We start from the raw sequence: 25,834 nt of genomic DNA, 5'->3' as shown, positions 1-25,834 counted from the left end.
GACGCTAGACCAATAGCATTTTGAAGTGTGGAGTCCCGTTGGGTGCTGCACCTGGACATGGATGCGTTCTTCGCCTCGGTCGAACAGCTCACCCGGCCGACGCTGCGGGGGCGGCCGGTGCTGGTCGGCGGCCTGGGCGGCCGGGGCGTGGTGGCCGGTGCCAGCTACGAGGCGAGGGTGTTCGGCGCCCGCTCGGCGATGCCGATGCACCAGGCCCGCCGCCTGATCGGGGTGACCGCGGTGGTGTTGCCCCCGCGCGGCGTCGTGTACGGGGTGGCGAGCCGGCGCGTCTTCGACACCGTGCGCGGCGTGGTGCCGGTGGTCGAGCAGCTGTCCTTTGACGAGGGGTTCGGTGAACCGCCCGGCCTCGCGGGCGCGTCCGCCGAGGACGTCGAGGCGTTCTGCGAAAGCCTGCGGCGACGGGTTCGCGAGGAGACGGGCCTGATCGCGTCGGTGGGTGCCGGTTCGGGCAAGCAGATCGCCAAGATCGCGTCGGGACTGGCGAAACCGGACGGCGTTCGGGTGGTCCGGCGCGCCGAAGAGCGGTCGCTGCTCGGCGGTTTGCCGGTGCGGCGGCTGTGGGGCATCGGGCCGGTCGCCGAGGAGAAGCTCAACCGGCTCGGCATCGAGACGATCGGTCAGCTGGCCGCGCTGACCGACGCCGAGGCCGCGAACATCCTGGGCGCGACGATCGGGCCGGCGCTGCACCGCCTGGCCCGCGGCATCGACGACCGCCCGGTCGCCGAGCGCGCCGAGGCCAAGCAGATCAGCTCCGAGTCCACCTTCGCAATCGACCTGACCAGCCTGGAGCAGCTGCGCGAGGCGATCGACCCGATCGCCGAGCACGCGCATCAGCGCCTGCTGCGCGACGGCCGCGGCGCGCGCACCGTCACCGTGAAGCTGAAGAAGTCCGACATGAGCACCCTGACCCGCTCGGCGACGCTGCCGTACGCGACGACGGAGTCCGGCGCGCTGGTCGCGGTGGCGCGGCGGCTGCTGCTCGACCCCCGCGAGATCGGGCCGATTCGCCTACTGGGCGTGGGGTTTTCGGGATTGACTGACGTGCGGCAGGAGTCGCTGTTCCCGGACCTGGAGCTGGCGGGGGAAGACCACCCCGCCGAAACCGTGGCCACCGCGGCCGAGGTGATGTTCGCCGCCGCGCCCGAGCAGGGCTGGCGGGTCGGCGACGACGTCACGCATCCCGAGCTGGGGCACGGCTGGGTGCAGGGCGCGGGCCACGGCGTGGTCACCGCGCGGTTCGAGACCCGCAGTTCCGGTCCGGGCCCGGCCCGCACGTTCCCCGCGGGCACCGCCGAGCTGACCAAAGCCAACCCGGTCGATTCCCTGGACTGGCCGGACTACGTAGGCGCGCTGCAGGCCCGGGATGCCAACGAGCCGTCAGCCCCAGCGGGCGACGACGTCGGCGACCGGTAGCTGCGCGGCCAGCGCGGCCATCACGAGCACTCGCGCCTGCGGCGGGCGCAGCCGGGGCACCATCACCGCGCCGGCCGTCGCCATCTGGTGGCCGGGCCCGTAGCTGGCACCCACGCGCCCGCCGGGAACGCGGGTGGACACCGCGACGGCGACCCCGGCGCGGCAGTGCCGGGTCACCGCGTCGACCACCGCGTCGCCGGCGTTGCCCGAGCCCAGCGCCTCGAGCACCACGCCCTTCGCCCCGGCCGCCACGCAGGCGTCCAGCGCCACCCCGTCGCTGCCCAGGTAGGCGGCGACGATGTCCACCCGCGGCGCGTCGGCCGCGGTCAGGTCCCCGAGCTGCGGCCGCGTCTTGGTGCCGGCCAGCGTCACACCGCCGTTCACCGTGCCGATGAGCTCACCGGCGAACCCGGTCAGGTCGTTGGTCGCCACCTTGTTCAGCCCCAACGGCTGCAACACCCGGCCGGCGAAGCACACCAGCACGCCCAGGCCCCGCGCGGCGGGGCTGCCCGCCAGCGCGAGGGCAGCGCGCAGGTTGCCCGGGCCGTCGGCGTCGGGGGCGTCGGCGCTGCGCATCGCGCCGGTCAGCACCACGGGAACATCACCTGCATGGGTGAGGTCGAGCCACAACGCGGTCTCCTCCATGGTGTCGGTGCCATGGGTGACCACCACTCCGTCGGCGCCGCCGTCGATCGCCGCCCGCACGGCGTCGCGGATCCGGTCCCAATCGGCCGGCACCAGCTGCGAGCTGTCCAACGCCAGCACGTCGACGACGTCAACGTCGAGGCCGGCGGCCAAGTCGGCCGCGCCATACGCGGGCCGGTGTACGCCGTCCGGGCCGGTGCCGGTCGATATCGTGCCTCCGGTGGCGATGACGGTGAGCCGGCCCATGATGAAATCATCGCGCACGCCAACCGCGAACACCGGCCAGCCCGCGCCGGCATTGGGGGATGATGTGAGAGTGCCCGAGGAACCATCGACTGAGCCAGTGACCTCAACCGAGCAAGCCGGGGACGCCGCGGCCGCGGAGCCGGCGCGGCCGCCGAGGCGGCTGCGCCTGTTGCTGTCGGTGGCGGGCGTCGTGTTGGCCCTGGACATCGTCACCAAGGTGCTGGCCGTCAAGCTGCTGCCGCCCGGTCAGCCGGTGCCCATCATCGGTGACACGGTGACCTGGACGCTGGTCCGCAACTCCGGCGCCGCGTTCTCGATGGCGACCGGCTACACGTGGGTGCTGACGCTGATCGCGACCGGCGTGGTGGCCGGCATCTTCTGGATGGGCCGGCGGCTGGTGTCGCCCTGGTGGGCGGTCGGGCTGGGGATGATCCTCGGCGGCGCCATGGGGAACCTGGTTGACCGCTTCTTCCGCGCTCCCGGGCCGCTGCGCGGCCACGTCGTGGACTTCTTGTCGGTCGGGTGGTGGCCGGTCTTCAACGTCGCCGATCCCTCGGTGGTGGGCGGCGCGATCCTCCTGGTGGTGCTGTCGGTCTTCGGCTACGACTTCGACACGGTCGGCAGGCGAAAGGCCGACCAGCCCCGATGACGCACCGTTCCATGCCCGTCCCAGAGGGGCTGGCGGGCATGCGCGTGGACGCGGGCCTCGCGCGCCTGCTGGGCCTGTCCCGCAGCGCCGCCGCGGCGCTGGCCGAGGACGGCGGCGTGGAATTGGACGGGGTGCAGGCGGGCAAGTCCGACCGGCTGACCGGCGGCGCGTGGCTGGACGTCCGGTTGCCCGAAGCGCCCCCGCCGGTGCAGAACACGCCCGTCGAGATAGAGGGCATGACGATCCTGTATTCCGACGACGACATCGTCGCGGTCGACAAGCCCGCGGCGGTGGCCGCGCACGCGTCGGTGGGCTGGACCGGGCCGACGGTGCTCGGCGGCCTGGCCGCGGCCGGTTACCGGATCACCACGTCCGGCGTGCCCGAGCGGCAGGGCATCGTGCATCGCCTCGACGTCGGCACCTCCGGAGTGATGGTGGTGGCGCTCTCCGAGCGGGCCTACACCGTGCTGAAGCGCGCGTTCAAACAGCGCACGGTGGACAAGCGCTATCACGCGCTGGTGCAGGGGCATCCGGACCCGTCGAGCGGGACGATCGACGCACCGATCGGGCGGCACCGCGGCGGCGAGTGGAAGTTCGCGGTCACGACGAATGGCCGGCACAGCCTGACCCATTACGACACCATCGAAGCCTTCACCGCGGCCAGCCTGCTCGACGTGCACCTGGAAACCGGTCGCACGCACCAGATCCGGGTGCACTTCTCCGCGCTGCATCACCCATGCTGCGGTGACCTCGTCTACGGTGCCGACCCGAAACTTGCGAAAAGGCTTGGGCTGGAACGGCAATGGCTGCACGCGAGGTCGCTGTCGTTCGCCCATCCGGCTGACGGCAGGCGGATGGAGATCGTCAGCCCCTACCCGGCGGATCTGCGGCACGCGCTGGACGTGCTGCGCGCCGAGGGCTGATCATTCTGATGGTCGCGCTTGCGATCACTCAGCCGGTCTGCGCGCCTCGACGAGCAGCCGCGTGGAGTGCGCGACGAAGGGCCCGTCGGCCTGGATGCGCTCGTGCAGTTCCCGCAGCCGATCCCGGTAGGCGGCGACCGTGAAGTCCGGCACCGTCCAAATCACCTTGCGCAGGAAGTAGATAACGGCGCCGACGTCGAAGAACTCGGCCCGCATCCGCTCCATGCGCAAGTCCTCGACCTGAAGGTCTGCGGCCTCGATCTGGGCGCGCACGGCGTCCGGGTGGAACTCGGCCCACTTCTCGGGCTGCGGCCCGATGAAGTACTCGACCAGCTCGGCCATCGTCTCGGGCCCGATCTGCTGGGCGAAGTAGGTGCCGCCCGGCCGCAGCACCCGGCGAATCTCGTTCCACCACACGGAGATCGGATGACGTGTGGTGACCAGATCGAACGCTTCGTCAGCGAACGGCAGTGGCGGCTCATCCCGCGTCACGACGAGGACCACGCCGAGCGGATGCAGCCGCTTGGTCGCCAGCGCCGCGTTGGGGGGCCACGTCTCGATGGCCGCCATGGTCGGCGGGAACGGTGCCGCGCCCGACAGCACCTCGCCGCCTCCGGTGTGAATGTCCAGCGCGGCGGACACCGTGGCCAACCGGCTGCTCAGCTGCCGTTGGTACCCCCACGACGGGCGTTCCTCGGTGGCGCGCCCGTCCAGCCACGAGAAGTCCCAGCCGTCAACGGGGGCGGCGTCGGCCTCGGCCACGAGGTCGTCGAAGGTGCGGCCCATGTCGAGCATGCTAGGCGCGCGACACCCGAGATCGCCGTCACGGTCGTGCCGTCGCCTACGGCCGGTCCCGCCGCGGTGACCACGGCGGCGGAAGCGTCAGACCGTGGCTGGGTTGGCGTCACCCGTCGCGATCTCGGGGGCCAGCGGCGCGATCGCGCCGATGATGGCGGTGACGGTTTCGGCCGGCACCCCGGCCGCGGCCAGCGCGTCCGACAGGTGCCGGGCCACCAGGTTGAAGTGGTACATGGTGATCCCACGCCCCTGGTGCACCTGCTTCATCGGCGCGCCGGTGTAGGGCTCGGGGCCCCCGAGCGCGGCGGCGAAGAACTCGACCTGCTTGCCCTTGAGGCGGTTCATGTTGGTCCCGGTGAAAAAGCCCGCGAGTTGGTCGTCGGCAAGCACACGAACGTAGAAGTCCTCGACCACGACTTCGATCGCCTCGTGCCCGCCGATCCGGTCGTAGATGGTGACCGACTGTGGCTTGCGGAAGCGTGCCAGCATTTTCATAAGCTCGATTGGAACATTCCGGCGTTGCCCGCCGGTTAGTTGGCAATCACGCACCGATGTCTATGGGTAACAACCGGATTGCCCAACCATGACGGCCGCCTTCGCCGCGGCGTGAGATGTGCGGCGCGCTTTACATGGCGGAAATCTGCATCGGGTCGGGGCGCTGATGTCCTAGGTTGGCCTTATGACTCACGTCACAACATTCACACAGCCCCGCAAGGCGGTCGTGGTCAACGGGCAGGCCAGTTGCGGTCGGGGGGCCGACATCATCAGGAGCGAAAGCCAATGAATCTCGGCGACATCACCAACCTGGTCGAAAAGCCGCTCGCGAGTTTGGTGGAGAAGCCGCTCGCGGCGGTGTCCCACATCGTCAACACCCCCAACTCCGCGGGCCGCTACCGGCCGTTCTATCTGAGGAATCTGCTCGACGCCGTGCAGGGCCGCACGCTCGACGAGGCGGTCAACGGCAAGACCGTTCTGATCACCGGGGGATCGTCGGGCATCGGGGAGGCCGCCGCGAAGCGGATCGCGGAAGCCGGCGGCGCGGTGGTGCTGGTCGCGCGGACCAGGGAGAACTTGGAGAAGGTGGCCGACGAGATCCGCGGCGACGGCGGGACCGCCCACGTCTATCCGTGCGACCTGTCCGACATGGACGCGATCGCCGCGATGGCCGACCAGGTGCTCGGCGACCTGGGGGGCGTCGACATCCTGATCAACAACGCCGGCAAGTCCATCCGGCGCTCGCTGGAGCTGTCCTACGACCGGATCCACGACTATCAGCGGACCATGCAGCTGAATTACCTGGGCGCCGTCCAGCTCATCCTCAAGTTCATCCCGGGGATGCGGGAGCGCGGCTTCGGGCACATCATCAACGTCTCCTCGGTCGGGGTGCAGACCCGCGCGCCGCGCTTCGGCGCCTACATCGCCAGCAAGGCCGCGCTGGACAGCCTCTGTGATTCCCTGCAGGCCGAAACGGTCAACGACGGGGTGAAGTTCACCACCGTGCACATGGCCCTGGTGCGCACCCCGATGATCAGCCCCACCACGCTCTACGACAAGTTCCCGGCGCTGACGCCGGACCAGGCGGCCGGGGTGATCGCCGACGCCATCGTGCACCGGCCCCGGCGGGCCAGCTCGCCGTTCGGCCAATTCGCCGCAGTCGCCGACGCGGTGAACCCGGCGGTGATGGACCGGGTGCGCAACCGCGCGTTCGCCATGTTCGGTGACTCCGACGCCGCCAGGGGCGACGAATCACCAAGCAATTCACCGCAATTCGACAAACGCAGCGAGACGTTTGTGCGCGCGACCCGCGGGATACATTGGTGACATCATGAGCCTTCCGAAACCCGACATTCAGACCACCGTCGTCATCACCGGCGCTTCGTCCGGCATCGGCGCCGAACTGGCCCGCGGGCTGGCCCGGCGGGGCTTCCCGCTGCTGCTGGTCGCGCGGCGCCGGGAGCGCCTCGACGAGCTCGCCAACGAGGTGGGCCGGGAGTACTCGGTCGCGGTCGAGGTGTTGCCGCTGGACCTCGGCGATCCCAAGGGCCGCGCCAAACTGGCCGACCGGCTGCGCACCGAGCCCATCGCCGGGTTGTGCAACAGCGCCGGGTTCGGCACCAGCGGCGTCTTCCACGAGCTGCCGCTGGAGCGCGAAAGCGAGGAGGTGACCCTCAACGCGCTGGCGTTGATGGAACTGACCCACGCGGCCCTGCCCGGCATGGTCGAGCGCGGGGCGGGCGCGGTGATGAACATCGCGTCGATCGCCGGCTTCCAGCCGGTGCCCTACATGGCGGTCTATTCGGCGACGAAGGCGTTCGTGCAGACATTCTCCGAGGCCGTGCACGAGGAACTGCACGGGACCGGGGTGTCGGTGACGTGCCTGTGCCCGGGGCCGGTGCCGACCGAGTGGGCGGAGATCGCCAACGCCGAGCGGTTCAGCATCCCCATCGCGCAGGTTTCGCCGCGCGACGTCGCCGAGGCGGCGATCGGCGGCATGCTGTCCGGCCGGCGCACGGTGGTGCCCGGCGTCGTGCCCAAGGTCGTCAGCACCGGCGGCCGGTTCGCGCCGCGCAGCTTGCTGCTGCCGGGGATCCGGATCGGTAACCGCTTCCGCGGGGGACCCAACCGCTGATGTGGGATGTGCAGGCGATTTGGCACCTAACGCGCCCGGCCGGACAGTAGACTCACGCGCCTTCGCGCTAGGTAGGGAGAGCACCAGGTGCTACGGGGAACTGCACGACTCGCCATAACCGCGCCGCGCAGGATCATCGCCGCGGCTTTCTTGGTGCTGATCATGGCCGCGGTTGTGGGCGCCTCGGCGTTGCACGCGCTGTCAGCCGGCGGCTATCAAGACCCGTCATCGCAGTCGGCGCGGGCTCAGCGGGTCCTCGCGGAGAAGTTCGATTACGGCGACCAGCAGATGATCATCGCGGTGACCTCCGCGGCGGGCGCCCAAGACGAGAGCACCCGGAACGTGGCCATCGACATCGTCACGCGGCTGAAAGCGTCGCCGGACGTTGCCCAGGTCAGTTCGGCCTGGACGGCTCCGCCGTCGGTTGCGTCGGGGCTGATCAGCGCGGACGGCAAGACGGGACTGATCGTCGCCGGCGTTCGCGGCGGTGAAACCAACGCTCAGAAGAACGCCGCGGCGCTGGAAAAGCAGCTCGTGCACGATCGCGACGGCATCACGGTGAAGGCCGGCGGCGAGGCCCTGACCTACGCGCAGATCAACGACCAAACCGAAAACGACCTGTTCGCCATGGAATCCATTGCCTTGCCGTTGAGCTTCATTGTGCTGGTGTGGGTATTCGGCGGCCTGGTCGCCGCGGCGATCCCGATGGCGGTAGGCGGCTTCGCGATCGTTTCCACCTTGGCGACGCTGCGAGCGATCGCACTCTTCGCCGACGTCTCGATTTTCGCGCTCAACCTCACGGTGGCCATGGGGTTGGCGCTGGCCATCGACTACACCCTGCTGATCATCAGCCGATATCGCGATGAGCTCGCCGACGGCGCAGACGCCGAGCATGCGCTGGTTCGCACAATGTGCACGGCTGGGCGAACCGTGCTGTTCTCGGCAACCACCGTCGCACTGTCGATGGTGACGATGGTGCTGTTTCCGATGTACTTCCTGAAGTCGTTCGCCTACGCGGGTGTCGCGGTGGTCGCCTTGGCGGCCGGTGCCGCGGTCGTGGTCACTCCTGCCCTGATCGTGTTGTTCGGCGACCGGTTGGACTCCCTCAACGTGCGTCGGCTCATCCGCCGGCTGGCCGCGCGACCGGAACCGGCGCCACGACCGATCCAAGAGAGCTTCCTGTATCGATCGACAAAAGCCGTGATGCGGCGGCCGATTCCGATCGCGACAGCGGTCGTCGCACTGTTACTGGTGCTGGGCGCGCCTTTTCTCGGCGCGAATTGGGGCTTCTCCGACGACCGTGTGTTGCCCCCGTCGGCATCGGCGCGGCAGATCGGCGATGAGATGCGCTCGGGTTTCACCGCAGACGCGGCAAAGGACGTCATCGTGGTGATCCCCGACGCAAACGGGTTGGCGCCCAGTGACATCGAGCGTTATGCCACCCGGCTCTCGCAGGTCGCCGACGTCGTCTCGGTGTCGACGCCGGGCGGAACCGTCCAGAACGGCGCGCTGGTCGGGGCCCCGTCGGCGCCCACCGATGCGAAAGACGGCAGCGTGTTCCTCACCGTGCGCAGCGCGGCTCCGCTGTTCTCCGCCGCATCGAAGAGGCAACTAGATCGTTTGCAAGCTGTCTCCAGTCCGGCCGGCCGCGACGTGCAATTCACCGGCCGGGCGGCGATAAACCGTGACAGTGCGGAGGCGGTGACGTCGCGACTGCCGGTCGTGCTGTCGATCATCGCGGTAATCACATTCGCGCTGCTGTTCTTGTTGACCGGCAGCGTGGTGATGCCGCTGAAAGCCCTGGTGCTCAACGTCTTGTCGTTGACCGCCGCCTTCGGCGCGTTGGTGTGGATCTTCCAGGACGGCCATCTGCGTGCCCTTGGCACCACTCCCAACGGCACCCTGATGGTCCACATGCCGGTGCTGTTGTTCTGCATCGCGTTCGGCCTGTCCATGGATTACGAAGTGTTCTTGGTGTCGAGGATCCGCGAGCACTGGCTGGCCTCGAACCGAACGCCCGAGGATAACGACGACGCCGTCGCGCAGGGAGTGGCCCGCTCGGGCCGGGTGGTGACCGCAGCGGCGCTCCTGATGGCGATCTCGTTCGCGGCGTTGATAGCCGCGCAGGTCTCGTTCATGAGGATGTTCGGTCTGGGCCTCACCCTGGCGGTGGTGGTCGATGCGACGCTCGTTCGCATGCTGCTGCTTCCGGCCTTCATGAGATTGCTGGGCCGCGCCAACTGGTGGGCGCCTAAACCGCTGGCCAAACTGCACGAGCGGATCGGCGTCAATGCCGAAGAAGGCGACGTTCGGCCGCGGGCCCTCAGTCCCGAACCGTAACGCGCGGGACACCAGGCCCGCGGGGCCGATCGCACAATCTAGGCTCGGGCCATGGCCGCCGTTGACCTGACCGCCGATATGCCGATGAGCCCGCAGGAGATGTGGGATCACGTCGCCGACCTGTCGGAACTGGGCGACTGGCTGGTGATGCACGAAGGGTGGCGCAGCGACTTGCCCGAGGAGCTCGGCGAGGGCGTCCAGGTGGTGGGCGTGGCCAGGGCGAAGGGCTTCCGCAACCGGGTGACGTGGACGGTGACGACGTGGGATCCGCCGCATGAGGTGGCGCTCTCGGGGTCGGGCAAGGGCGGCGCCAAGTACGCCGTGACGCTCACCGTGCGGCCCGCCGACCAGGGGTCGACGCTCGGCCTGCGCCTGGAGCTGGGCGGGCGGCCGTTGTTCGGGCCGGTCGGTTCGGCGGCGGCGCGCGCCGTCAAGGGGGACGTGCAGAGGTCGTTGAAGAATTTCGTCGAGCGCTATGGCCAGGCCACCGGGTAACTTCACGCGGCGATCGCAAGCGCGGGGTAGCCGGGCGCGGCGGGTCGTCGCGAATCAATGGCGGCGATCGCAAGCGCGGGGTAGCCGGGCGCGGCGGGTCGTCGCGAATCAATAGCGGCGATCGCAAGCGCGGGGTGGCCGGGCGCGGCGGGTCGCCGCGAATCAATAGGGGACACACTTCGCGACACGCCCGAAACCCGTCGGTCCTCAGTCATAGACTGGCGTCCCTATGACCGGTTCGATTCCCCCTCCCGCAAGCGTTCGCCGCGAGTCGTCCTTCGTGCACCTGCATAACCACACCGAGTACTCGATGCTGGACGGGGCCGCGAAGATCACGCCGATGCTGGCGGAGGTGGAGCGGCTGGGCATGCCCGCGGTCGGGATGACCGACCACGGAAACATGTTCGGCGCCAGCGAGTTCTACAACGCGGCGACCAAGGCCGGGATCAAGCCGATCATCGGGGTCGAGGCCTACATCGCGCCCGGCTCGCGCTTCGACACCCGGCGGATCACGTGGGGAGATCCCGGCCAGAAGTCCGACGACGTCTCCGGCAGCGGCTCCTACACGCACCTGACGATGGTGGCCGAGAACGCCACCGGCCTGCGCAACCTGTTCAAGCTGTCCTCCCTGGCGTCTTTCGAGGGCCAGCTCGGCAAGTGGTCGCGCATGGACGCCGAGCTCATCGCCGAGCATGCCGAGGGCATCATCGCCACCACCGGGTGCCCGTCGGGTGAGGTGCAGACCCGGCTGCGGCTGGGGCACGACCGCGAGGCCCTGGAGTCGGCCGCCAAGTGGCGGGAGATCTTCGGCGCCGACAACTACTTCCTCGAGCTGATGGACCACGGGCTGTCCATCGAGCAGCGGGTCCGCGAGGGTCTGCTGGAGATCGGCCGCAAACTGGGCATCCCGCCGTTGGCCACCAACGACTGCCACTACGTCACCCGCGACGCGGCCCACAACCACGAGGCGCTGTTGTGCGTGCAGACCGGCAAGACGTTGTCGGATCCGAACCGGTTCAAGTTCGACGGTGACGGCTACTACCTCAAGTCGGCCGCCGAGATGCGTCAACTGTGGGACGACACGATCCCGGGCGCGTGCGACTCGACGCTGCTGATCGCCGAGCGGGTGCAGCCCTATGACGACGTGTGGACACCCCGCGACCGGATGCCGGTCTTCCCGGTGCCTGAGGGGCACGACCAGGCGTCCTGGCTGCACCACGAGGTGATGGCGGGCCTGGCGCGCCGTTTCCCGGACGGCGTCGGCCAGGACTACATCGACCGGGCCGAATACGAGATCAAGGTCATCTGCGACAAGGGCTTCCCGTCGTACTTCCTGATCGTCGCCGACCTGATCAACTACGCCCGCTCGGTCGACATCCGGGTGGGTCCCGGCCGCGGTTCGGCGGCCGGCTCGCTGGTGGCCTACGCCCTGGGCATCACCAACATCGACCCGATCCCGCACGGCCTGCTGTTCGAGCGGTTCCTCAACCCCGAGCGCCCGTCGGCGCCCGACATCGACATCGACTTCGACGACCGTCGGCGCGGCGAGATGGTGCGCTACGCCGCCGACAAGTGGGGCCACGACCGGGTCGCCCAGGTCATCACCTTCGGCACCATCAAAACGAAAGCGGCGCTGAAGGATTCGGCGCGTATCCACTACGGGCAGCCGGGCTTCGCCATCGCCGACCGGATCACCAAGGCGCTGCCGCCGCCGATCATGGCCAAGGACATCCCGCTGTCGGGCATCACCGATCCGAACCACGAGCGGTACAAGGAGGCCGCCGAGGTCCGCGGCCTGATCGAAACCGATCCCGACGTCCGCACCATCTACCAGACCGCGCGCGGGCTGGAGGGGTTGATCCGCAACGCCGGCGTGCACGCCTGCGCGGTGATCATGAGCAGCGAGCCGCTCACCGAGGCCATCCCGCTGTGGAAGCGGCCGCAGGACGGCGCCATCATCACCGGCTGGGACTACCCGTCGTGTGAGGCCATCGGCCTGCTGAAGATGGACTTCCTGGGCCTGCGCAACCTGACGATCATCGGCGACGCGCTGGACAACATCAAGGCCAACAGGGGAATCGACCTCGACCTGGAATCGGTGCCGCTGGACGACAAGCCCACCTACGAGCTGCTGGGTCGCGGCGACACGCTGGGGGTGTTCCAGCTCGACGGCGGGCCGATGCGCGACCTGCTGCGGCGCATGCAGCCCACCGAGTTCAACGACATCGTCGCGGTGCTGGCGCTGTACCGTCCCGGGCCGATGGGCATGAACGCCCACAACGACTACGCCGACCGCAAGAACAACCGGCAGGCGATCAAACCGATCCACCCGGAGCTCGAGGAGCCGCTGCGCGAGATCCTCTCGGAGACTTACGGTCTGATCGTCTACCAAGAGCAGATCATGTTCATCGCCCAGAAGGTCGCCTCCTACACGATGGGCAAGGCCGACGCGCTGCGCAAGGCGATGGGCAAGAAGAAGCTCGAGGTGCTCGAGGCCGAGTACAAGGGCTTCTACGAGGGCATGACCGCCAACGGTTTCTCCGAAAAAGCGGTGAAAGCGTTGTGGGACACCATCCTTCCGTTCGCCGGGTATGCGTTCAACAAGTCACACGCCGCCGGCTACGGCCTGGTGTCGTACTGGACGGCCTACCTGAAGGCCAACTACCCGGCCGAATATATGGCCGGCCTGCTGACCTCGGTGGGTGACGACAAGGACAAGGCCGCGGTCTACCTGGCCGACTGCCGCAAGCTCGGCATCACCGTGCTGCCGCCGGACGTCAACGAGTCCCTGGTCAACTTCGCGTCGGTCGGCAAGGACATCCGCTTCGGGCTGGGCGCGGTCCGCAACGTCGGCGCCAACGTCGTCGGTTCGCTGATCAAGACCCGCAACGAGAAGGGGAAGTTCACCGACTTCTCGGACTACCTCAACAAGATCGACATCTCGGCGTGCAACAAGAAGGTCACCGAGTCGCTGATCAAGGCCGGCGCGTTCGACTCGCTCAGCCATGCCCGCAAGGGCCTGTTCCTGGTGCACACCGACGCCGTCGATTCGGTGCTGGGCACCAAGAAGGCCGAGGCAATGGGCCAATTCGACCTGTTCGGCGGCGGCGGTGACGGCAGCGTCACCGACGCTGTCTTCACCATCAAGGTGCCCGAGGACGAATGGGAAGACAAACACAAGCTTGCCCTGGAGCGGGAAATGCTGGGCTTGTACGTGTCGGGGCACCCGCTCAACGGTGTGGCGCACCTGCTGGCGGCCCAGGTCGACACCCAGATCCCGGCCATTTTGGACGGCGACGTCCCCAATGAGACGCAGGTGCGGGTGGGTGGCATCCTGGCGTCGGTCAACCGGCGGGTCAACAAGAACGGGATGCCCTGGGCCTCGGCGCAATTGGAGGACCTCACCGGCGGCATCGAGGTGATGTTCTTCCCGCACGCGTACTCCGCCTACGGCGCCGACATCGCCGACGACGCGGTGGTGCTGATCAACGCGAAGGTCGCGATTCGCGACGATCGCATCAGCCTGATCGCCAACGAGCTTGTGGTGCCGGACTTTTCCAACGCCCAGCCGAATCGTCCGATCGCGGTCAGCCTGCCGACCCGGCAGTGCACCATCGACAAGGTCAGCGCGCTCAAGCAGGTGCTGGCGCGTCACCCCGGGACCGCTCAGGTGCACCTGCGGCTGATCAGCGGGGACCGAATCACCACCCTCGAGCTGGACCCGTCGCTGCGGGTGACGCCCTCGCCCGCGCTGATGGGAGACCTCAAGGAGCTGCTCGGCCCGGGCTGCCTGGGCGGCTAGGTCGCCCCGCCCGAGCGGGAAACCGGCAGCACACTCGCGACTTGAGTCGTCGCGGCTTTAGGCGTCGCCGGCCTGCAGCCGCGCTCGAACCGCTTCCATGCGTTGGGCCAGCGCCTCCTCGTCGATGACGTTGCGGGCCACCAGGGAGTGCGCCAGCGCGACGAGCTGGCTCTCCGGATACGGTAGGGCCGCGTAACGCCCTTCGCCGAGGCGATCCTCGTCGGTCCGGCGCGTCAAAAGCTCCAGCGCCGTTCCCTGCCTGTCGAGCGCTTCACACATCCCGTCGAGGCTCGACTTCCAGGGCGGCACGGGATTGCTCACCCCGTATTTCTGCGCCATCCGCGCCCACACCTGGTCGCGCCCGGCCACCTGCTCCAGCGTCGGCACCCGCACGGCGGTGACGTCGATCTCGGCAGACATCGCTAGGCCCTCAGTAGTTCTCGGCGGGGCGCACCGCGGGATGCACGGGGCGTTCGACGCTGGCGGTCACACCCGGCTTGGGCAGGGCAACGCCGATCATGCAGTCGCGGGTCACGATCTCGGCGAGTTGCTCCTCGCTCCACCCGTCGGTCCCCGCCGGCCGGAGCGGCAGGACGAGGAACCTATGTTTGGAATTCGAATCCTCGACTCGGATTTCGACGTCCTCCGGCAGATACAGGCCGAACTCGGCGAGGACTTGGCGGGGCCATCGCACGATGCGGCGTCGATAGTTCGGCGTCCGGTACCACTCGGGGGAGTTTCCCAGCAGCGGACGTGGGTAGCACGAGCACAGCGTGCACACGATCACGTGGTGCAGGGTTTCGGTGTCCTCGAGGATGTGCAGCGCGGTGAAGTCGCTGGGTGTGCCGAAGCCGGTCGGATGGAGCCAGTCGATGCCCACCTCGCGGCTGGCGGCGATGCCGTCCTGCAGGGCCAGCCGTTTGAAGTCGGGGTCCACCCAGGCCTTCGCGACGAGCCGGGCGCCCGGCGCCGGTCCCATCTGCTCGACGAACTCGGTGTAGCGCCGATGATCCTCGGCGGTGAACAGACCCTTCTCAATTGCCAGCTCGCGCAAGGCGATTTCCAGCACTTCGAAGTCGGTGACCTCCTCGACCATCGGTGCCGCGTGGCGTTCGATTTCGTGGGCCGCATCGGTGTGCTCTGTCATCTCGCCATCCTGGTTAGTGATAAGTGACGGCTCGGGCTAGGAAGCCGGCTGCAGCCACCGTTCCGATATCTCCGCCTGCAGCGTGTCGTTCGGCGGGCCCGCGTAGGGGTCCCAAAGGTCGGCCATCTTGAAGCGAACGATGTAGAACCACTCCGGTTGCTGGTCTTCGCGGTCGAACGCCTCGTCCTCGGAGACCAGGCTCTCGTAGGACACCCGCACGACCGTTCCCGGCTTGCCCCGCAGGTATTCCTGGGTTCGGGTGTAGAAGATGGTGGGCAGGTCGCGCACCACCACCGGGTCGCCGACCGCGAATCGCGCGTCACCGGCGAGGCCGTCGAAGCACTGCGGGTCGCCCTTGCCGACCGCCTCGACGTGATGGCGGTTCCTGGGCACCGCCGCCGCGTCGCCGACAGCGCGAGGCGCTGCTTCCAGCGGGGTCGCGCCGGCCGCCGCGCGCCCGCGCACTTCGGCGGCCCGTTCGATCAGTTCACCGAGGGTGATGTGGCGCTTGTCGATGAGGCACCGGGCGGCCGCCAAAACCCAACGGCCGTAATAGGGGAAGCCCTGATACAGCGTCCTTCCGACATCGACGTTGCCGAGCCGTCTGCGCTCCTCCGACGTCCAGATGCCCCGCCAGCCGAGGACCTCACAGGTGACGAACGTATTGAGTTCCCACTGCTCTTCCTGTTTCTCCTCGAAGACCGCCGGGGCGTCGGGCTCGCCGCCCACGTCGTGGGGCGTCTTCATGAAGGCGCAAAAGTGGTCGTGATGAACCTCGTCCGGGTAGACCCAGTCCTGTAAGCGGTGTAAGGCGACGCGCAGTTGGCTGACCAAGTCGCCCATAACAGAATTCGCCACGATCGCTACCTCAAAGTAGAAGCGTAGAAGCGAGAGTGCATGACCCCGAGGACTCACGGTAACACCGCTCGGGTCATCCGGCGCGGGAATCTGCGCGACCGCCGGTCGAGCGCGCGGCCGGTCGCACCCTCGCGTCCCGCTGTGCGGGCCGGCGGGCCGCTAGGCCGACAATCCCAGCGCCGCCTGGTGGTCGTGCGTCGGGATGATCGTCACGGTGTGCCGCGCCAGGTGCAGCCGCTGCAGCGTCCGGAAGGCCTCGTCGCGGTCCTCGTCCACCAGAACACCGGGGTAGCTTGACTTTTGGCGCACCTTCTCGATCTGCAACTGGTGCCACGCCGCGTCGCCGGCGATCAAGACCCACCGGTGCCCGGTGTGGGCGAGCACCCCGACGCTGCCCGGCGTGTGACCGGGCAGGTCGACCAACACGACGGAGCCGTCCCCGAACAGGTCGTGGCTGCGGGTGAAGGTCAGCACCGGCGGCCCGTCCAGTTCGTAGTCGACGACGGGCCGGCCGCGCAGCGAATCGCGAACGCCGCCGACCGGCGCCACGCGACCCGAATCGACCCAGTCCCGTTCGGTGCGATGCAAATGAACCGGCAGATCCGGCAGGTCCAGCAGACCCGACACGTGGTCCCAGTGCGCGTGGGTGGGTAACGCGAAGTCCAACGCCGGCGCCCCGGGCAGCCGGTTGAGGGCCGTGACGGTGGGAACGGTGTCGACGGGCGGACGAACCGCGACGCGCAGCACCGCGGGTAGTTGCGCGATCGCCCGGCGCTCGACGTCACGGCACACGGCCGGATCGACGATGAAGGTGGCTTCCGGGTGGCTGACGAGAAACGAGGTCATCGAGTTGTCGACGCGGGCGGGCACGAATGTGCCCTCGACGATCGCCGCGGTGGGCACCGAGCGCGGCACCTGGGGCAGCGCGGTCACCGTGACCGTGCGCCGCGGCTCGGGCAGACCCGCGTCGGTGACATGGCGGAGAAACCGGTCGTCGGGCCGCTTCGGGCGCAGCGCGCCCCACACCAATCCGGTTGCGGCGGCGCAGCATTGGCGCAGGGTGGGGGAGCGGACGGGATCGTGCGTCATGGCGCCTCCACCCGGACGATGACGCTGTCGGGCCACACGCCGCGGTCGCGCGCCCGGCGCACCTTCTCGCGCAGGCACAGATCTTCGTGGACGTTCGTGACGCCCGGGACCTTGATCAGCGGCACGATGTTCCACTGCCAGCCGTAGCGCCGGTGCAGGATCCGATTGGCCCGCTCGGCGTCGACCCCCGACAGGATGGTGGCGCGGCCGGCGACCGTCGTCGCGCCGGGGCGAACCCGGCCCCGATAGTCGCACGCGGTGAGTTCGACGTCGCGGCGCGCGGTCAGCCGCGTGGTCTTCGGCCCCCGCTTGGTGCGAAAGAGCAGCGCGCTGCCGTCCAGCCCGAACCAGATTGGGGTGTCGACGGGTGTGCCGTCGCGGCGGAAGGACCGCAGCAGCGCGTAGCGCGCCCCGCCGAGCGCGTCGAGTGAATGTGTGTGCATGGCCCCAGTCAACGACTTAGAGTTGGCTCTAAGTCAAGCGTCGAGGGAGGCCCGATGAGTGCTCGGCTCACGATCGGCGAGGTGGCGCGCCGAGCGGGCGTCGCGGCGACCACGCTGCGCTATTACGAACAGATCGGCCTGGTGCCCCGGCCGGGCCGGCTCGGCGGGCAGCGCCGCTACGACGATTCCGTGCTTGCCCGGCTCGAGGTGATCCGGCTCTGCAAATCGGCCGGCTTCGCGCTGGAGGAGATCCAGCTGCTGTTCGCCGACGACGCGCCGGGGCGGCCGGTCAGTCGCGCGCTGGCCGAGGCCAAGCTCGCCGAAATCGACGCCCAGATGGAGGCGCTGGCCCGGGCGCGCGCCGTGATCGAATGGGGGATGCGCTGCACGTGCCCGTCGATCGACGCGTGTACGTGCGGGATTCACGCCGCGTTGCCCGCCTGAGCAAAGGAGCTCGATGACCCCGCCCATCGCCGTGCGCAACTTCTCCCACGTCTGCATCGGCGTCTCGGACATCGAGGCGTCGCGCACGTTCTACACCGCGGTGCTGGGCATGGACGTCGTCTTCGACGTCGAACTCGACGGCGCCGGACTGGACTCGGTGACCGGCGGGGCCGCGCAACGCGGCCGCATGATCGGCGGGCTGATCGGCTCCGCGATGGTCGAGCTCCTCTCGCTGGGCGCCGTCCCCGAGTGCCCGAGCGGACCGCACCTGGGCTACACCAACGTCTCGTTCCGCGTCGACGACCTGGACGCCACGTACGACGCGGTGCGGCGCGAGCATCCCGGCGTGCGGTCCGAGCCGCCCGTCGACATCGGCGGGGTGCGGATGTTCTTCATCTACGACCCCGATGGCACCCCGATCGAACTGCTGGAGTTGCCCGCCGGGATATCGAGCACGCTGCAGCTCTGGCGCCCGGATCCGGCGTGATCGGCTCCGCGTCCCCGACCGCGGACGTACGCTCACGAAGGCACAGCTGAGAGGACACCCATGACCGAGCGTCCCGTCACCCTATGCGAGGCGTTCGCACGCAACGCGTCGATCGATCCGGACGCCGTCGCGCTACGCACCCCGGGCGGCACCCAGACCCTTACCTGGCGCGAGCTGGCGGCGCAGGTGCGCAAGGTGGCCGCAGGCCTGGCCGGCCTGGGCGTCGGGCCGGGCGACACGGTGTCGCTGATGATGGCCAACCGCATCGAGTTCTACCCGTTCGAGATCGCCGCCCAACACCTCGGCGCCACTTCGTTTTCCGTCTACAACACGCTGCCCGCCGAACAACTGACCTACCTGTTCGAGAACGCGGGAACGCGGGTCGCGATCTGCGAGGAGCAGTACGTGGACCGCATCCGCGCCAGCGGCGCGCCGATCGAGCACATCGTCTGCATCGACGGGTCGCCGCCCGGCACCATGTCGGTCGACGACGTGTACGCCGCCGCGCGGGAGGGCTTCGACTTCGAGGCGACCTGGCGGGCCGTGCGGCCCGACGACGTCGTCACGCTCATCTACACCTCCGGAACCACCGGGAACCCCAAGGGCGTGGAGATGACCCACGCCAACCTGCTTTTCGAGGCGTATGCCCTCAACGCCGTTCTCCCGTCCCAGTTCGGTGACCGCGTGACTTCGTACCTGCCGACCGCGCACATCGCCGACCGGGTGATGGGACTGTACGGCCTCGAGGTGTTCGGCGCCCAGGTCACGGTCGTCTCGGACGTCCGCGCCATCGCCGCCGCGCTGCCCGACGTGCGGCCCACGGTGTGGGGCGGCGTGCCGCGGGTGTGGGAAAAGCTCAAGGCCGGAATCGAATTCGCCGTCGCCAGCGAGACCGACGAGGTCAAGCGTCCGGCGCTGCAGTGGGCGATGTCGGTGGCCGGCAAGCGCGCCGCCGCCCTGGTGGCCGGCGAGCCGATGTCGGACGAGCTGGCCGCCGAATGGGCGCAGGCCGACCAGTTGGTGCTGTCCAAGCTGCGCGAGCGGCTCGGGTTCGGCGAACTCCGTTGGGCGGTATCGGGCGCCGCCCCGATTCCCCGGGAGACCCTGGCGTTCTTCCTCGGCATCGGCATTCCGATCGCCGAGGTCTGGGGGATGTCGGAGCTCAGTTGTGTCGCCAGCGTCAGCCATCCCCGCGACGCACGGTTGGGCACCGTGGGCAAGCTGCTGCCCGGGCTTGAGGGCAAGGTCGCCGACGACGGCGAGTTCCTGGTGCGCGGACCGCTGGTCATGAAGGGCTACCGCAAGGAACCCGCGAAGACGGCCGAGGCGATCGACGCCGACGGATGGCTGCACACCGGCGACATCATCGAGGTGGACGACGAGGGCTACCTGAGGATCATCGACCGCAAGAAGGAGTTGATCATCAACGCGGCCGGAAAGAACATGTCGCCGGCCAACATTGAGAACACCGTGCTGGCCGCGTGCCCGATGGTCGGCGTGATGATCACGATCGGTGACGGGCGGCCCTACAACGCCGCGCTCATGGTCTTCGACGCCGAATCGGTCGGTCCCTACGCGGCGCAGCACGGCCTGGGCGACGCGTCGCCCGCGGCTTTGGCGGCCCACCCGGAGGTCATCGCCCGCATCGCCGCGGGGGTGGCCGAGGGCAACGCCAAGCTGTCACGGGTGGAGCAGATCAAGCGCTTCCGAATACTGCCGTCACTCTGGGAGCCCGGAGGAGACGAGATCACGTTGACCATGAAGCTCAAACGCAAGCCGATCATGACGAAATACGCCCGAGAGATCGAGGAGCTCTACGCGCCCGAGCTGCACCCGGACGTGCACGAGCCGTCGGCGGCGACGGTGCAGCCGGCATGAGCGCGGGTCCGGGGGCGAGCGCCCGTGAATTCGGTCGGGTCGGGATGCGAAAGTTGTTGCAGCGCACCGGAATCGTGGAGGAATCGACGACGCCGCTGACGACGGACCCGGCGGAGGTCGTCCAGCTGCTCGCGGCCCCGTGGTATGACCAGCGGTTGGCCGGACTGGCCGACGAGCTGGGGCGCGACCTGGCCGGCGTGCGCGCCGAGGCGGCCGGCTACCTGCGGGAGATGGCGCCGTCGTTGGACGAGCGGGCTGTCCGAGCGTGGCGCAGCTTCAGCTGCTGGTTGATGCGCGCCTACGACGTCTTGGTCGACGAGGACCAGATCGCGCAGCTGCGCAAGTTGGATCGCAAAGCGACACTGGCGTTTGCTTTCTCGCATCGCTCCTATCTGGACGGCCTGCTGCTGCCGGAAGTGATTCAGGCCAACCGGCTTTCGCCGGCGCTCACCTTCGGCGGGGCGAACCTGAACTTCTTCCCGATGGGGGCGTGGGCCAAGCGGACGGGCACGATCTTCATCCGGCGCCAGACCAAAGACATTCCGGTGTACCGCTTCGTATTACGCGCCTACGCCGCGCAACTGGTGCAGAACCACGCCAACCTCACCTGGTCCATCGAGGGCGGCCGCACCCGGACCGGCAAGCTGCGGCCCCCGGTGTACGGCATCCTGCGCTACATCAGCGACGCCGTCGACGAAATCGACGGTCCGGAAGTCTATTTGGTGCCCACCTCGATCGTGTACGACCAGCTGCACGAGGTGGAGGCGATGACCACCGAGGCCTACGGCGCGACGAAGCGGCCCGAGGACTTTCGTTTCCTGGTGCGGCTGGCGCGCCAGCAGGGCGAGCGACTCGGCCGCGCCTACCTGGACTTCGGCGAACCGCTGCCGCTGCGCAAGCGCCTCGAGGAGCTGCGCGCCGAGGAGTCCGGGACGGGCACCGAAATCGAACGCATCGCGCTCGACGTCGAGCACCGGATCAACCGCGCCACTCCGGTCACCCCGACCGCGGTGGTGAGCCTCGCGCTGCTGGGCGCCGACCGCTCGCTTTCGATCAGCGAGGTGCTGGCCACGGTGCGACCGCTGGCGAGCTACATCGCGGCGCGGAACTGGTGCGTGGCCGGCGCCGCCGACCTGACGAACCGCTCGACCATCCGCTGGACGCTGCATCAAATGGTCGCCTCAGGCGTCGTCAACGTGTATGACGCGGGCACCGAACCGGTCTGGGGCATCGGGGCCGAGCAACACCTGGTGGCCGCGTTCTACCGCAACACCGCGATCCACATCGTGGTCGACCGCGCCATCGCCGAGACCGCGCTGCTGGCCGCCATAGAGGACGCCGAGGGTTCGGTGGACGGTTTGGTTGAACCGATGACGGTGCGTGACGAGGCGCTGCGCCTGCGCGAGTTGCTGAAATTTGAGTTCCTGTTCTCGGCGCGGGCGCAGTTCGAGAAGGAGCTCGCCGACGAGGTGCGCCTGATCGGGCGGGTGGAGGACACCAGTAAGGCGGCCAACGCCGCCGACGTGCGCGGCCTACTGGAGAAGGCCGACCTGCTGCTGGCGCACCTGGTGCTGCGGCCGTTCCTGGACGCCTACCACATCGTCGCCGACCGGCTGGCCGCCTTCGACGACGAATCGTTCGATGGGGAGGCGTTTCTCGCCGAGTGCCTTGAGGTGGGCAAGCAGTGGGAGCTGCAACGCAGGATCGCCAGCGCGGAATCGAGGTCGATGGAGTTGTTCAAGACCGCGCTGCGGCTGGCCCGGCATCGAGAGCTGGTGGACGGATTCTCCGACGTCGACATCGCCCAACGGCGCCGCGACTTCGCCGACGAGATCGCCACGGCCGTCCGGCGCGTCAACACCATTGCGGGGCTGGCCGGGACGCGGTAGGTAGGCAGGCGACGAACACCGCCGCCAGGCCGCGCCGAGCGGGGGTCTGCAGACCCGAGGGGCTGTTCAGCATCAGCAACGTCGCCGCGACGAGGACTGACAGGATTGCGACCATCAAGTAGCGGACGAATGGTTTCAATCCACGCGCGCCGAGGTAGTCGGAGAACCAGTCGTAGTGATCTGGTTGACGCCACCACACGCGCATCCAGTGCATTCCGCGACGCCCCTCACCCCTGCCTTCGCCGTATGCTACGGACCGCCGACAGTTTCGGGAGCCGATTATGACCACCGTCGACAATCCCATTCCGCTGCAGGACTTGTCGGGCATCGTCGGATGCCGGTTCATCTACACCTACGCCAATGGCTGGCGCTACGAGATGTATGTCAAGAACGACCGGACCATCGACTATCGAATCCATTCGGGCCATGTCGGCGGGCGGTGGGTCAAGGGCCAAGAGGTCGACCTGGTGCAGCTCGACGACGACAGCTACAAGATCTCCTGGACCGAGCCCACGGGCACGTCGGTGGTCGTCAACGTCATGCCTGGCAAGCGGCGGATCCACGGCGTGATCTTTTTCCCCCAGTGGATCCGTCAGCACGGGGAGCGAACGGTGTGTTTCCAAAACGAGCACCTCGCTGAGATGCGCGCCTACCGTGACGAGGGACCGACCTACCCGATCTTCACCGTGCCCGAGTTCGCCTACATCACACTGTTCGAGCGTGTCGGCGCCGACGACGAATCGGTGATCGCCGTGGCCCCCGACCAGCTCCCACCGGGTTGGGCCGACCGCACCAATTGACGCGTTGCGGATTTGGTGGCCGAGGCTTGTCGTACCCCCCTGCGATGATGAGGTCATGTACTCGATCGCGTCGCCTCCGGGCTCTGTGGCGGTGAGCCCCAAAGAGCGTTTGGAGGTGGTGTTCGAGGAGTTGGCGGAGTTGGCCGGTCAGCGCAACGCGATTGATGGCCGCATTGTTGAGTTGGTGGCCGAGATCGAGCGTGATGAGCTGTGCGGCATGACCGGCGCGCGCTCGGTCGCGGCGTTGGTGGCTTGGAAGCTGGGTTTGTCGTCGACCACCGCGCACACGGTCACCACCGTCGCGCACCGGCTCGAGGAGTTCCCGCGCTGTGCGCAGGGCATGCGGGAGGGGCGGTTGTCGCTGGATCAGGTTGGGGTGATCGCGGCGCGGGCGGGTGAGGGGTCTGATGAGCATTACGCCCAGCTGGCCGCGGTGGCCACGGTCAATCAGCTGCGCACCGCGGTCAAGCTCGAACCGCGGCCCGAACCCGATGCCCGTCCCGAGCCGGAGCGCTCGATCAGTAAGACCACCACCGAGGAGGGCAGCTGCTGGCGGATCAAGCTGCCCCGCGACGAGGCGGCGACGTTCGACGCGGCGTTGGCGACTCATCGTGACGCGCTGATCGCCCAGTGGAAGCGCGACCGCGGCGACGGCGAGGCCGCCTGCGATGGTGCGCCGCCGTTCCCCAACACCCTCGATGCCTTCCTGCGCCTGGTCGAGACCGGCTGGGATAGCGAGGCGGCCCGCCGCCCGCACGGGCAGCACACCACCGTGGTGGTGCATCTCGATGTCGCCCAGCGCGCGGCCGCGCTGCATCTGGGTCCGCTGCTGTCCGATGCCGAGCGTCAATACCTGACCTGCGATGCGACCTGTGAGGTGTGGTTCGAGCGTGACGGGGAGGTCATCGGCGCCGGCCGGGCGACCCGCACCGTCAGCCGGCGGCTACGTCGCGCACTCGAGCACCGCGACCGCACGTGCGCGGTGCCCGGCTGTGGTGCCACCCGCGGTCTGCATGCCCACCACATCCGACACTGGGAAGACGGCGGTGCCACCGAGCTGACCAACCTCGTGCTGGTCTGCCCGTATCACCATCGGGCGCACCACCGGGGCCTGATCACCATCGGCGGAACCGCGACCGATCTGAGCGTCACCGACGACTCCGGTCGACCATTGAGCGCCCGATCACTGGCCCGTCCCCCCAAAGATCCGCCACCCGCCGTCCCGCCATGGCCCGGGCCTCTGGGCGAACGCGCCGACTGGTGGTGGTACGACCCCTTCCAGCCCCAACCACCACCGAGCACCAACTGACTCGGTTCGCAAACCAACGGCCGGTAGCCGAGCGCGGCGACGCAGAACACCCACCGCCGGTCCGCCGAGAAGGTGATTCATTGGCAAGCTGTTTTCATGATCCGAATGGCGACGCCGAAGGACGCGGACGCTATCGCCGAGATTTATGCGCCCTACGTGCGCGACTCCGCGATCTCCTTCGAGGCGGTGCCGCCGACGGCGCATGAGATGCGGTCGAGGCTGACCGCCACGCTGACCGACCTGCCCTGGCTGGTCATCACCCATGCCGGCGCCGTCAGCGGCTACGCCTACGCAAGTCCGCACGGCGAGCGGGCCGCCTACCGCTGGTCCGTCGACGTCTCCATCTACCTCGACCGGTCACTTCACCGGAACGGCAACGGTCGGCGGCTATACTCCGCATTGCTCAAACTTCTTGCCGCGCAGGGGTATATCAATGCATTCGCCGCCATCGCGCTGCCCAATCCCGCGAGCGTCGGTCTGCACGAGTCGATGGGTTTCGCCTGCGTCGGCGTGTTCGACGGGGTGGGCTTCAAGAACGGAGCGTGGTGGGACGTCGGCTGGTGGCGGCGCCCGCTGGCGGACCGGCCCGGCCGGCCTGCTGACCCGCTGCCATGGTCGGGTCTTCCGACTCGCACAATTGAGGCTGCGCTCAACGGACACGACCGATGAGCGTTGGCTCGAGGCGGCACCGCTAGACGTGCGCTAAGACTGGAGCGGACGACGTCCGCGGCAAGCGGCGAATCGAGGGGAGTCGATGAGCGACAAGTCCGGGGCGCCCACGCGCCGCCCGCTGATCGCGTTCACCACCGCAGACAACGCGCCGCCGATCACGCCCGCGCCCATCAGCCGGCCGTGGATGTCGGAGCTGCGCAACGGTTGGCCGAACCGGTGCCTGCCGATACTGATCGCCAACCAGAGCGGCTGGGAGCTGCGCAACCCGTGTGCATTCACCGCGACGTGGATGGGTGGCGACGACAGCCTGGGGGTGATCATCGCGCCCGACCGGCGCGACCCCGCTCAGCTGCTGCCGTTCAGCCACTTCGGTCACGGCATCCTGACCTGGCACCTGCCGATGCTGTTCCGCACCCCGCCCGGTTACAACCTGTTGGTCCGCGGGCCGGCGAACTACCCGAAGGATGCCGTGTCGCCGTTGGAGGGCATCGTCGAGACGGATTGGGCCACATCGAGTTTCAGCATGAGCTGGCAGATAACCCGCAAGATGATGCCGGTGCGGTTCGAGGTCGACGAGCCGATCTGCATGATCGTCCCGCAGCGGCGGGCGGAGCTGGAAGAGTTCGCGCCCGAACTCAGGCCGATCGACTCCGACGAGGAAGTGCGGCGTAAACACGAGTTCTTCCTGCGTTCACGAAACGAGCTGGGCCAGGCGCAGGCCGCGGTCAACACCGAACTGGGCGAAAAGATCCCGTGGCAGGGCGACTACACCCGCGGCAAGCACGCCGACGGCGAACCCGGCGCACCCGATCACCAGACGCGAGTCCACCTGCGCCCGTTCGTCGACACCCGGTAGG

The 25,834-nt window shown here is 68.5% G+C and carries 24 protein-coding genes; 16 read left to right on the top strand and 8 right to left on the bottom strand.

What is annotated here, in order from left to right; all coding sequences use genetic code 11:
- Positions 1–42: 42 nt before the first annotated feature.
- Entirely contained in the window at positions 43–1,434 is a 1,392-nt protein-coding gene (locus ACEL92_RS15665; RefSeq protein WP_374026233.1) for a DNA polymerase IV, read from the top strand.
- Here the strand turns inward: ACEL92_RS15665 and ACEL92_RS15660 are convergent.
- Positions 1,399–2,325: an asparaginase gene (locus tag ACEL92_RS15660; protein WP_374021652.1), complete on the bottom strand. Its 927-nt coding sequence runs from the start codon at positions 2,323–2,325 to the stop codon at positions 1,399–1,401. The genes ACEL92_RS15665 and ACEL92_RS15660 overlap by 36 nt on opposite strands.
- 70 nt (positions 2,326–2,395) lie before the next feature.
- Here ACEL92_RS15660 and lspA point away from each other — a divergent pair, with 70 nt between their 5' ends.
- Positions 2,396–2,974 (top strand): signal peptidase II, encoded by a 579-nt coding sequence (lspA, locus tag ACEL92_RS15655; protein ID WP_374021651.1) that lies wholly within the window; start codon positions 2,396–2,398, stop codon positions 2,972–2,974.
- A complete protein-coding gene (locus tag ACEL92_RS15650; RefSeq protein WP_374021650.1) occupies positions 2,971–3,897 on the top strand; it encodes an RluA family pseudouridine synthase in 927 nt (308 codons plus the stop codon). Before lspA ends, ACEL92_RS15650 begins: the two co-directional genes overlap by 4 nt.
- 24 nt (positions 3,898–3,921) lie before the next feature.
- Here ACEL92_RS15650 and ACEL92_RS15645 read toward each other — a convergent pair whose 3' ends face one another.
- Positions 3,922–4,683, bottom strand: coding sequence for a class I SAM-dependent methyltransferase (locus ACEL92_RS15645; RefSeq protein ID WP_374021649.1), 762 nt, complete (start codon positions 4,681–4,683; stop codon positions 3,922–3,924).
- A gap of 96 nt (positions 4,684–4,779) precedes the next feature.
- Positions 4,780–5,190: a group 1 truncated hemoglobin gene (locus ACEL92_RS15640; protein ID WP_374021648.1), complete on the bottom strand. Its 411-nt coding sequence runs from the start codon at positions 5,188–5,190 to the stop codon at positions 4,780–4,782.
- A gap of 285 nt (positions 5,191–5,475) precedes the next feature.
- Here ACEL92_RS15640 and ACEL92_RS15635 point away from each other — a divergent pair, with 285 nt between their 5' ends.
- The 5 genes from ACEL92_RS15635 to dnaE all read left to right on the top strand — a co-directional run bounded on the left by ACEL92_RS15635 (position 5,476) and on the right by dnaE (position 13,961).
- On the top strand, positions 5,476–6,516 hold the full coding sequence (locus ACEL92_RS15635; RefSeq protein WP_374021647.1) for an SDR family NAD(P)-dependent oxidoreductase: 1,041 nt from the start codon (positions 5,476–5,478) through the stop codon (positions 6,514–6,516).
- A gap of 4 nt (positions 6,517–6,520) precedes the next feature.
- A complete protein-coding gene (locus ACEL92_RS15630; RefSeq protein ID WP_374021646.1) occupies positions 6,521–7,324 on the top strand; it encodes an SDR family NAD(P)-dependent oxidoreductase in 804 nt (267 codons plus the stop codon).
- 87 nt (positions 7,325–7,411) lie between these two features.
- Positions 7,412–9,664, top strand: a complete 2,253-nt coding sequence (locus ACEL92_RS15625; RefSeq protein WP_374021645.1) for an MMPL family transporter — start codon at positions 7,412–7,414, stop codon at positions 9,662–9,664.
- A 51-nt stretch (positions 9,665–9,715) separates the two neighbouring features.
- Positions 9,716–10,159 (top strand): SRPBCC family protein, encoded by a 444-nt coding sequence (locus ACEL92_RS15620; RefSeq protein WP_374021644.1) that lies wholly within the window; start codon positions 9,716–9,718, stop codon positions 10,157–10,159.
- A gap of 229 nt (positions 10,160–10,388) precedes the next feature.
- Complete coding sequence (gene dnaE, locus ACEL92_RS15615) at positions 10,389–13,961, top strand: DNA polymerase III subunit alpha (protein WP_374021643.1); 3,573 nt, start codon at positions 10,389–10,391, stop codon at positions 13,959–13,961.
- A gap of 57 nt (positions 13,962–14,018) precedes the next feature.
- Here dnaE and ACEL92_RS15610 read toward each other — a convergent pair whose 3' ends face one another.
- From ACEL92_RS15610 to ACEL92_RS15590, 5 genes are all read right to left on the bottom strand, one after another.
- Positions 14,019–14,381, bottom strand: a complete 363-nt coding sequence (locus tag ACEL92_RS15610) for a thiocyanate hydrolase (protein ID WP_374021642.1) — start codon at positions 14,379–14,381, stop codon at positions 14,019–14,021.
- Between the two features lie 10 nt (positions 14,382–14,391).
- Positions 14,392–15,108: a thiocyanate hydrolase subunit gamma gene (gene scnC / locus ACEL92_RS15605; RefSeq protein ID WP_374021641.1), complete on the bottom strand. Its 717-nt coding sequence runs from the start codon at positions 15,106–15,108 to the stop codon at positions 14,392–14,394.
- A 36-nt stretch (positions 15,109–15,144) separates the two neighbouring features.
- Complete coding sequence (locus ACEL92_RS15600; protein WP_374026231.1) at positions 15,145–15,951, bottom strand: SH3-like domain-containing protein; 807 nt, start codon at positions 15,949–15,951, stop codon at positions 15,145–15,147.
- 174 nt (positions 15,952–16,125) lie between these two features.
- Positions 16,126–17,055 (bottom strand): MBL fold metallo-hydrolase, encoded by a 930-nt coding sequence (locus tag ACEL92_RS15595; RefSeq protein WP_374021640.1) that lies wholly within the window; start codon positions 17,053–17,055, stop codon positions 16,126–16,128.
- Positions 17,052–17,498, bottom strand: coding sequence for a PPOX class F420-dependent oxidoreductase (locus tag ACEL92_RS15590; RefSeq protein ID WP_374021639.1), 447 nt, complete (start codon positions 17,496–17,498; stop codon positions 17,052–17,054). The genes ACEL92_RS15595 and ACEL92_RS15590 overlap by 4 nt, the downstream gene beginning before the upstream one ends.
- A 54-nt stretch (positions 17,499–17,552) precedes the next feature.
- Between ACEL92_RS15590 and ACEL92_RS15585 the strand changes: the two genes are divergently transcribed.
- The 8 genes from ACEL92_RS15585 (at position 17,553) to ACEL92_RS15550 (ending at position 25,833) form a co-directional block, all read left to right on the top strand.
- Positions 17,553–17,942: a MerR family transcriptional regulator gene (locus tag ACEL92_RS15585; RefSeq protein WP_374021638.1), complete on the top strand. Its 390-nt coding sequence runs from the start codon at positions 17,553–17,555 to the stop codon at positions 17,940–17,942.
- A 13-nt stretch (positions 17,943–17,955) separates the two neighbouring features.
- The gene (locus ACEL92_RS15580) at positions 17,956–18,429 is read left to right on the top strand and encodes a VOC family protein (protein ID WP_374021637.1); all 474 of its coding nucleotides are present in this window, start codon (positions 17,956–17,958) and stop codon (positions 18,427–18,429) included.
- A 60-nt stretch (positions 18,430–18,489) separates the two neighbouring features.
- Positions 18,490–20,307 carry a fatty acid--CoA ligase FadD11 gene (gene fadD11, locus ACEL92_RS15575; RefSeq protein WP_374021636.1) on the top strand — a complete coding sequence of 606 codons (1,818 nt, stop codon included), beginning with the start codon at positions 18,490–18,492 and terminating at the stop codon, positions 20,305–20,307.
- A complete protein-coding gene (locus ACEL92_RS15570) occupies positions 20,304–22,196 on the top strand; it encodes a lysophospholipid acyltransferase (RefSeq protein WP_374021635.1) in 1,893 nt (630 codons plus the stop codon). The genes fadD11 and ACEL92_RS15570 overlap by 4 nt, the downstream gene beginning before the upstream one ends.
- A gap of 281 nt (positions 22,197–22,477) precedes the next feature.
- On the top strand, positions 22,478–22,996 hold the full coding sequence (locus ACEL92_RS15565; RefSeq protein ID WP_374021634.1) for a phenolic acid decarboxylase: 519 nt from the start codon (positions 22,478–22,480) through the stop codon (positions 22,994–22,996).
- A 55-nt stretch (positions 22,997–23,051) separates the two neighbouring features.
- Positions 23,052–24,305: an HNH endonuclease signature motif containing protein gene (locus ACEL92_RS15560; protein WP_374021633.1), complete on the top strand. Its 1,254-nt coding sequence runs from the start codon at positions 23,052–23,054 to the stop codon at positions 24,303–24,305.
- Between the two features lie 105 nt (positions 24,306–24,410).
- Complete coding sequence (locus ACEL92_RS15555; RefSeq protein ID WP_374021632.1) at positions 24,411–24,974, top strand: arsinothricin resistance N-acetyltransferase ArsN1 family B; 564 nt, start codon at positions 24,411–24,413, stop codon at positions 24,972–24,974.
- A gap of 85 nt (positions 24,975–25,059) precedes the next feature.
- Positions 25,060–25,833, top strand: coding sequence for a DUF6065 family protein (locus ACEL92_RS15550; RefSeq protein WP_374021631.1), 774 nt, complete (start codon positions 25,060–25,062; stop codon positions 25,831–25,833).
- Position 25,834: the final 1 nt, after the last annotated feature.

It is taken from the genome of Mycobacterium hainanense, assembly GCF_041890355.1.
GTDB classification, from domain to species: domain Bacteria; phylum Actinomycetota; class Actinomycetes; order Mycobacteriales; family Mycobacteriaceae; genus Mycobacterium; species Mycobacterium hainanense.
This window is presented reverse-complemented; position numbering and strand designations above follow the sequence as displayed.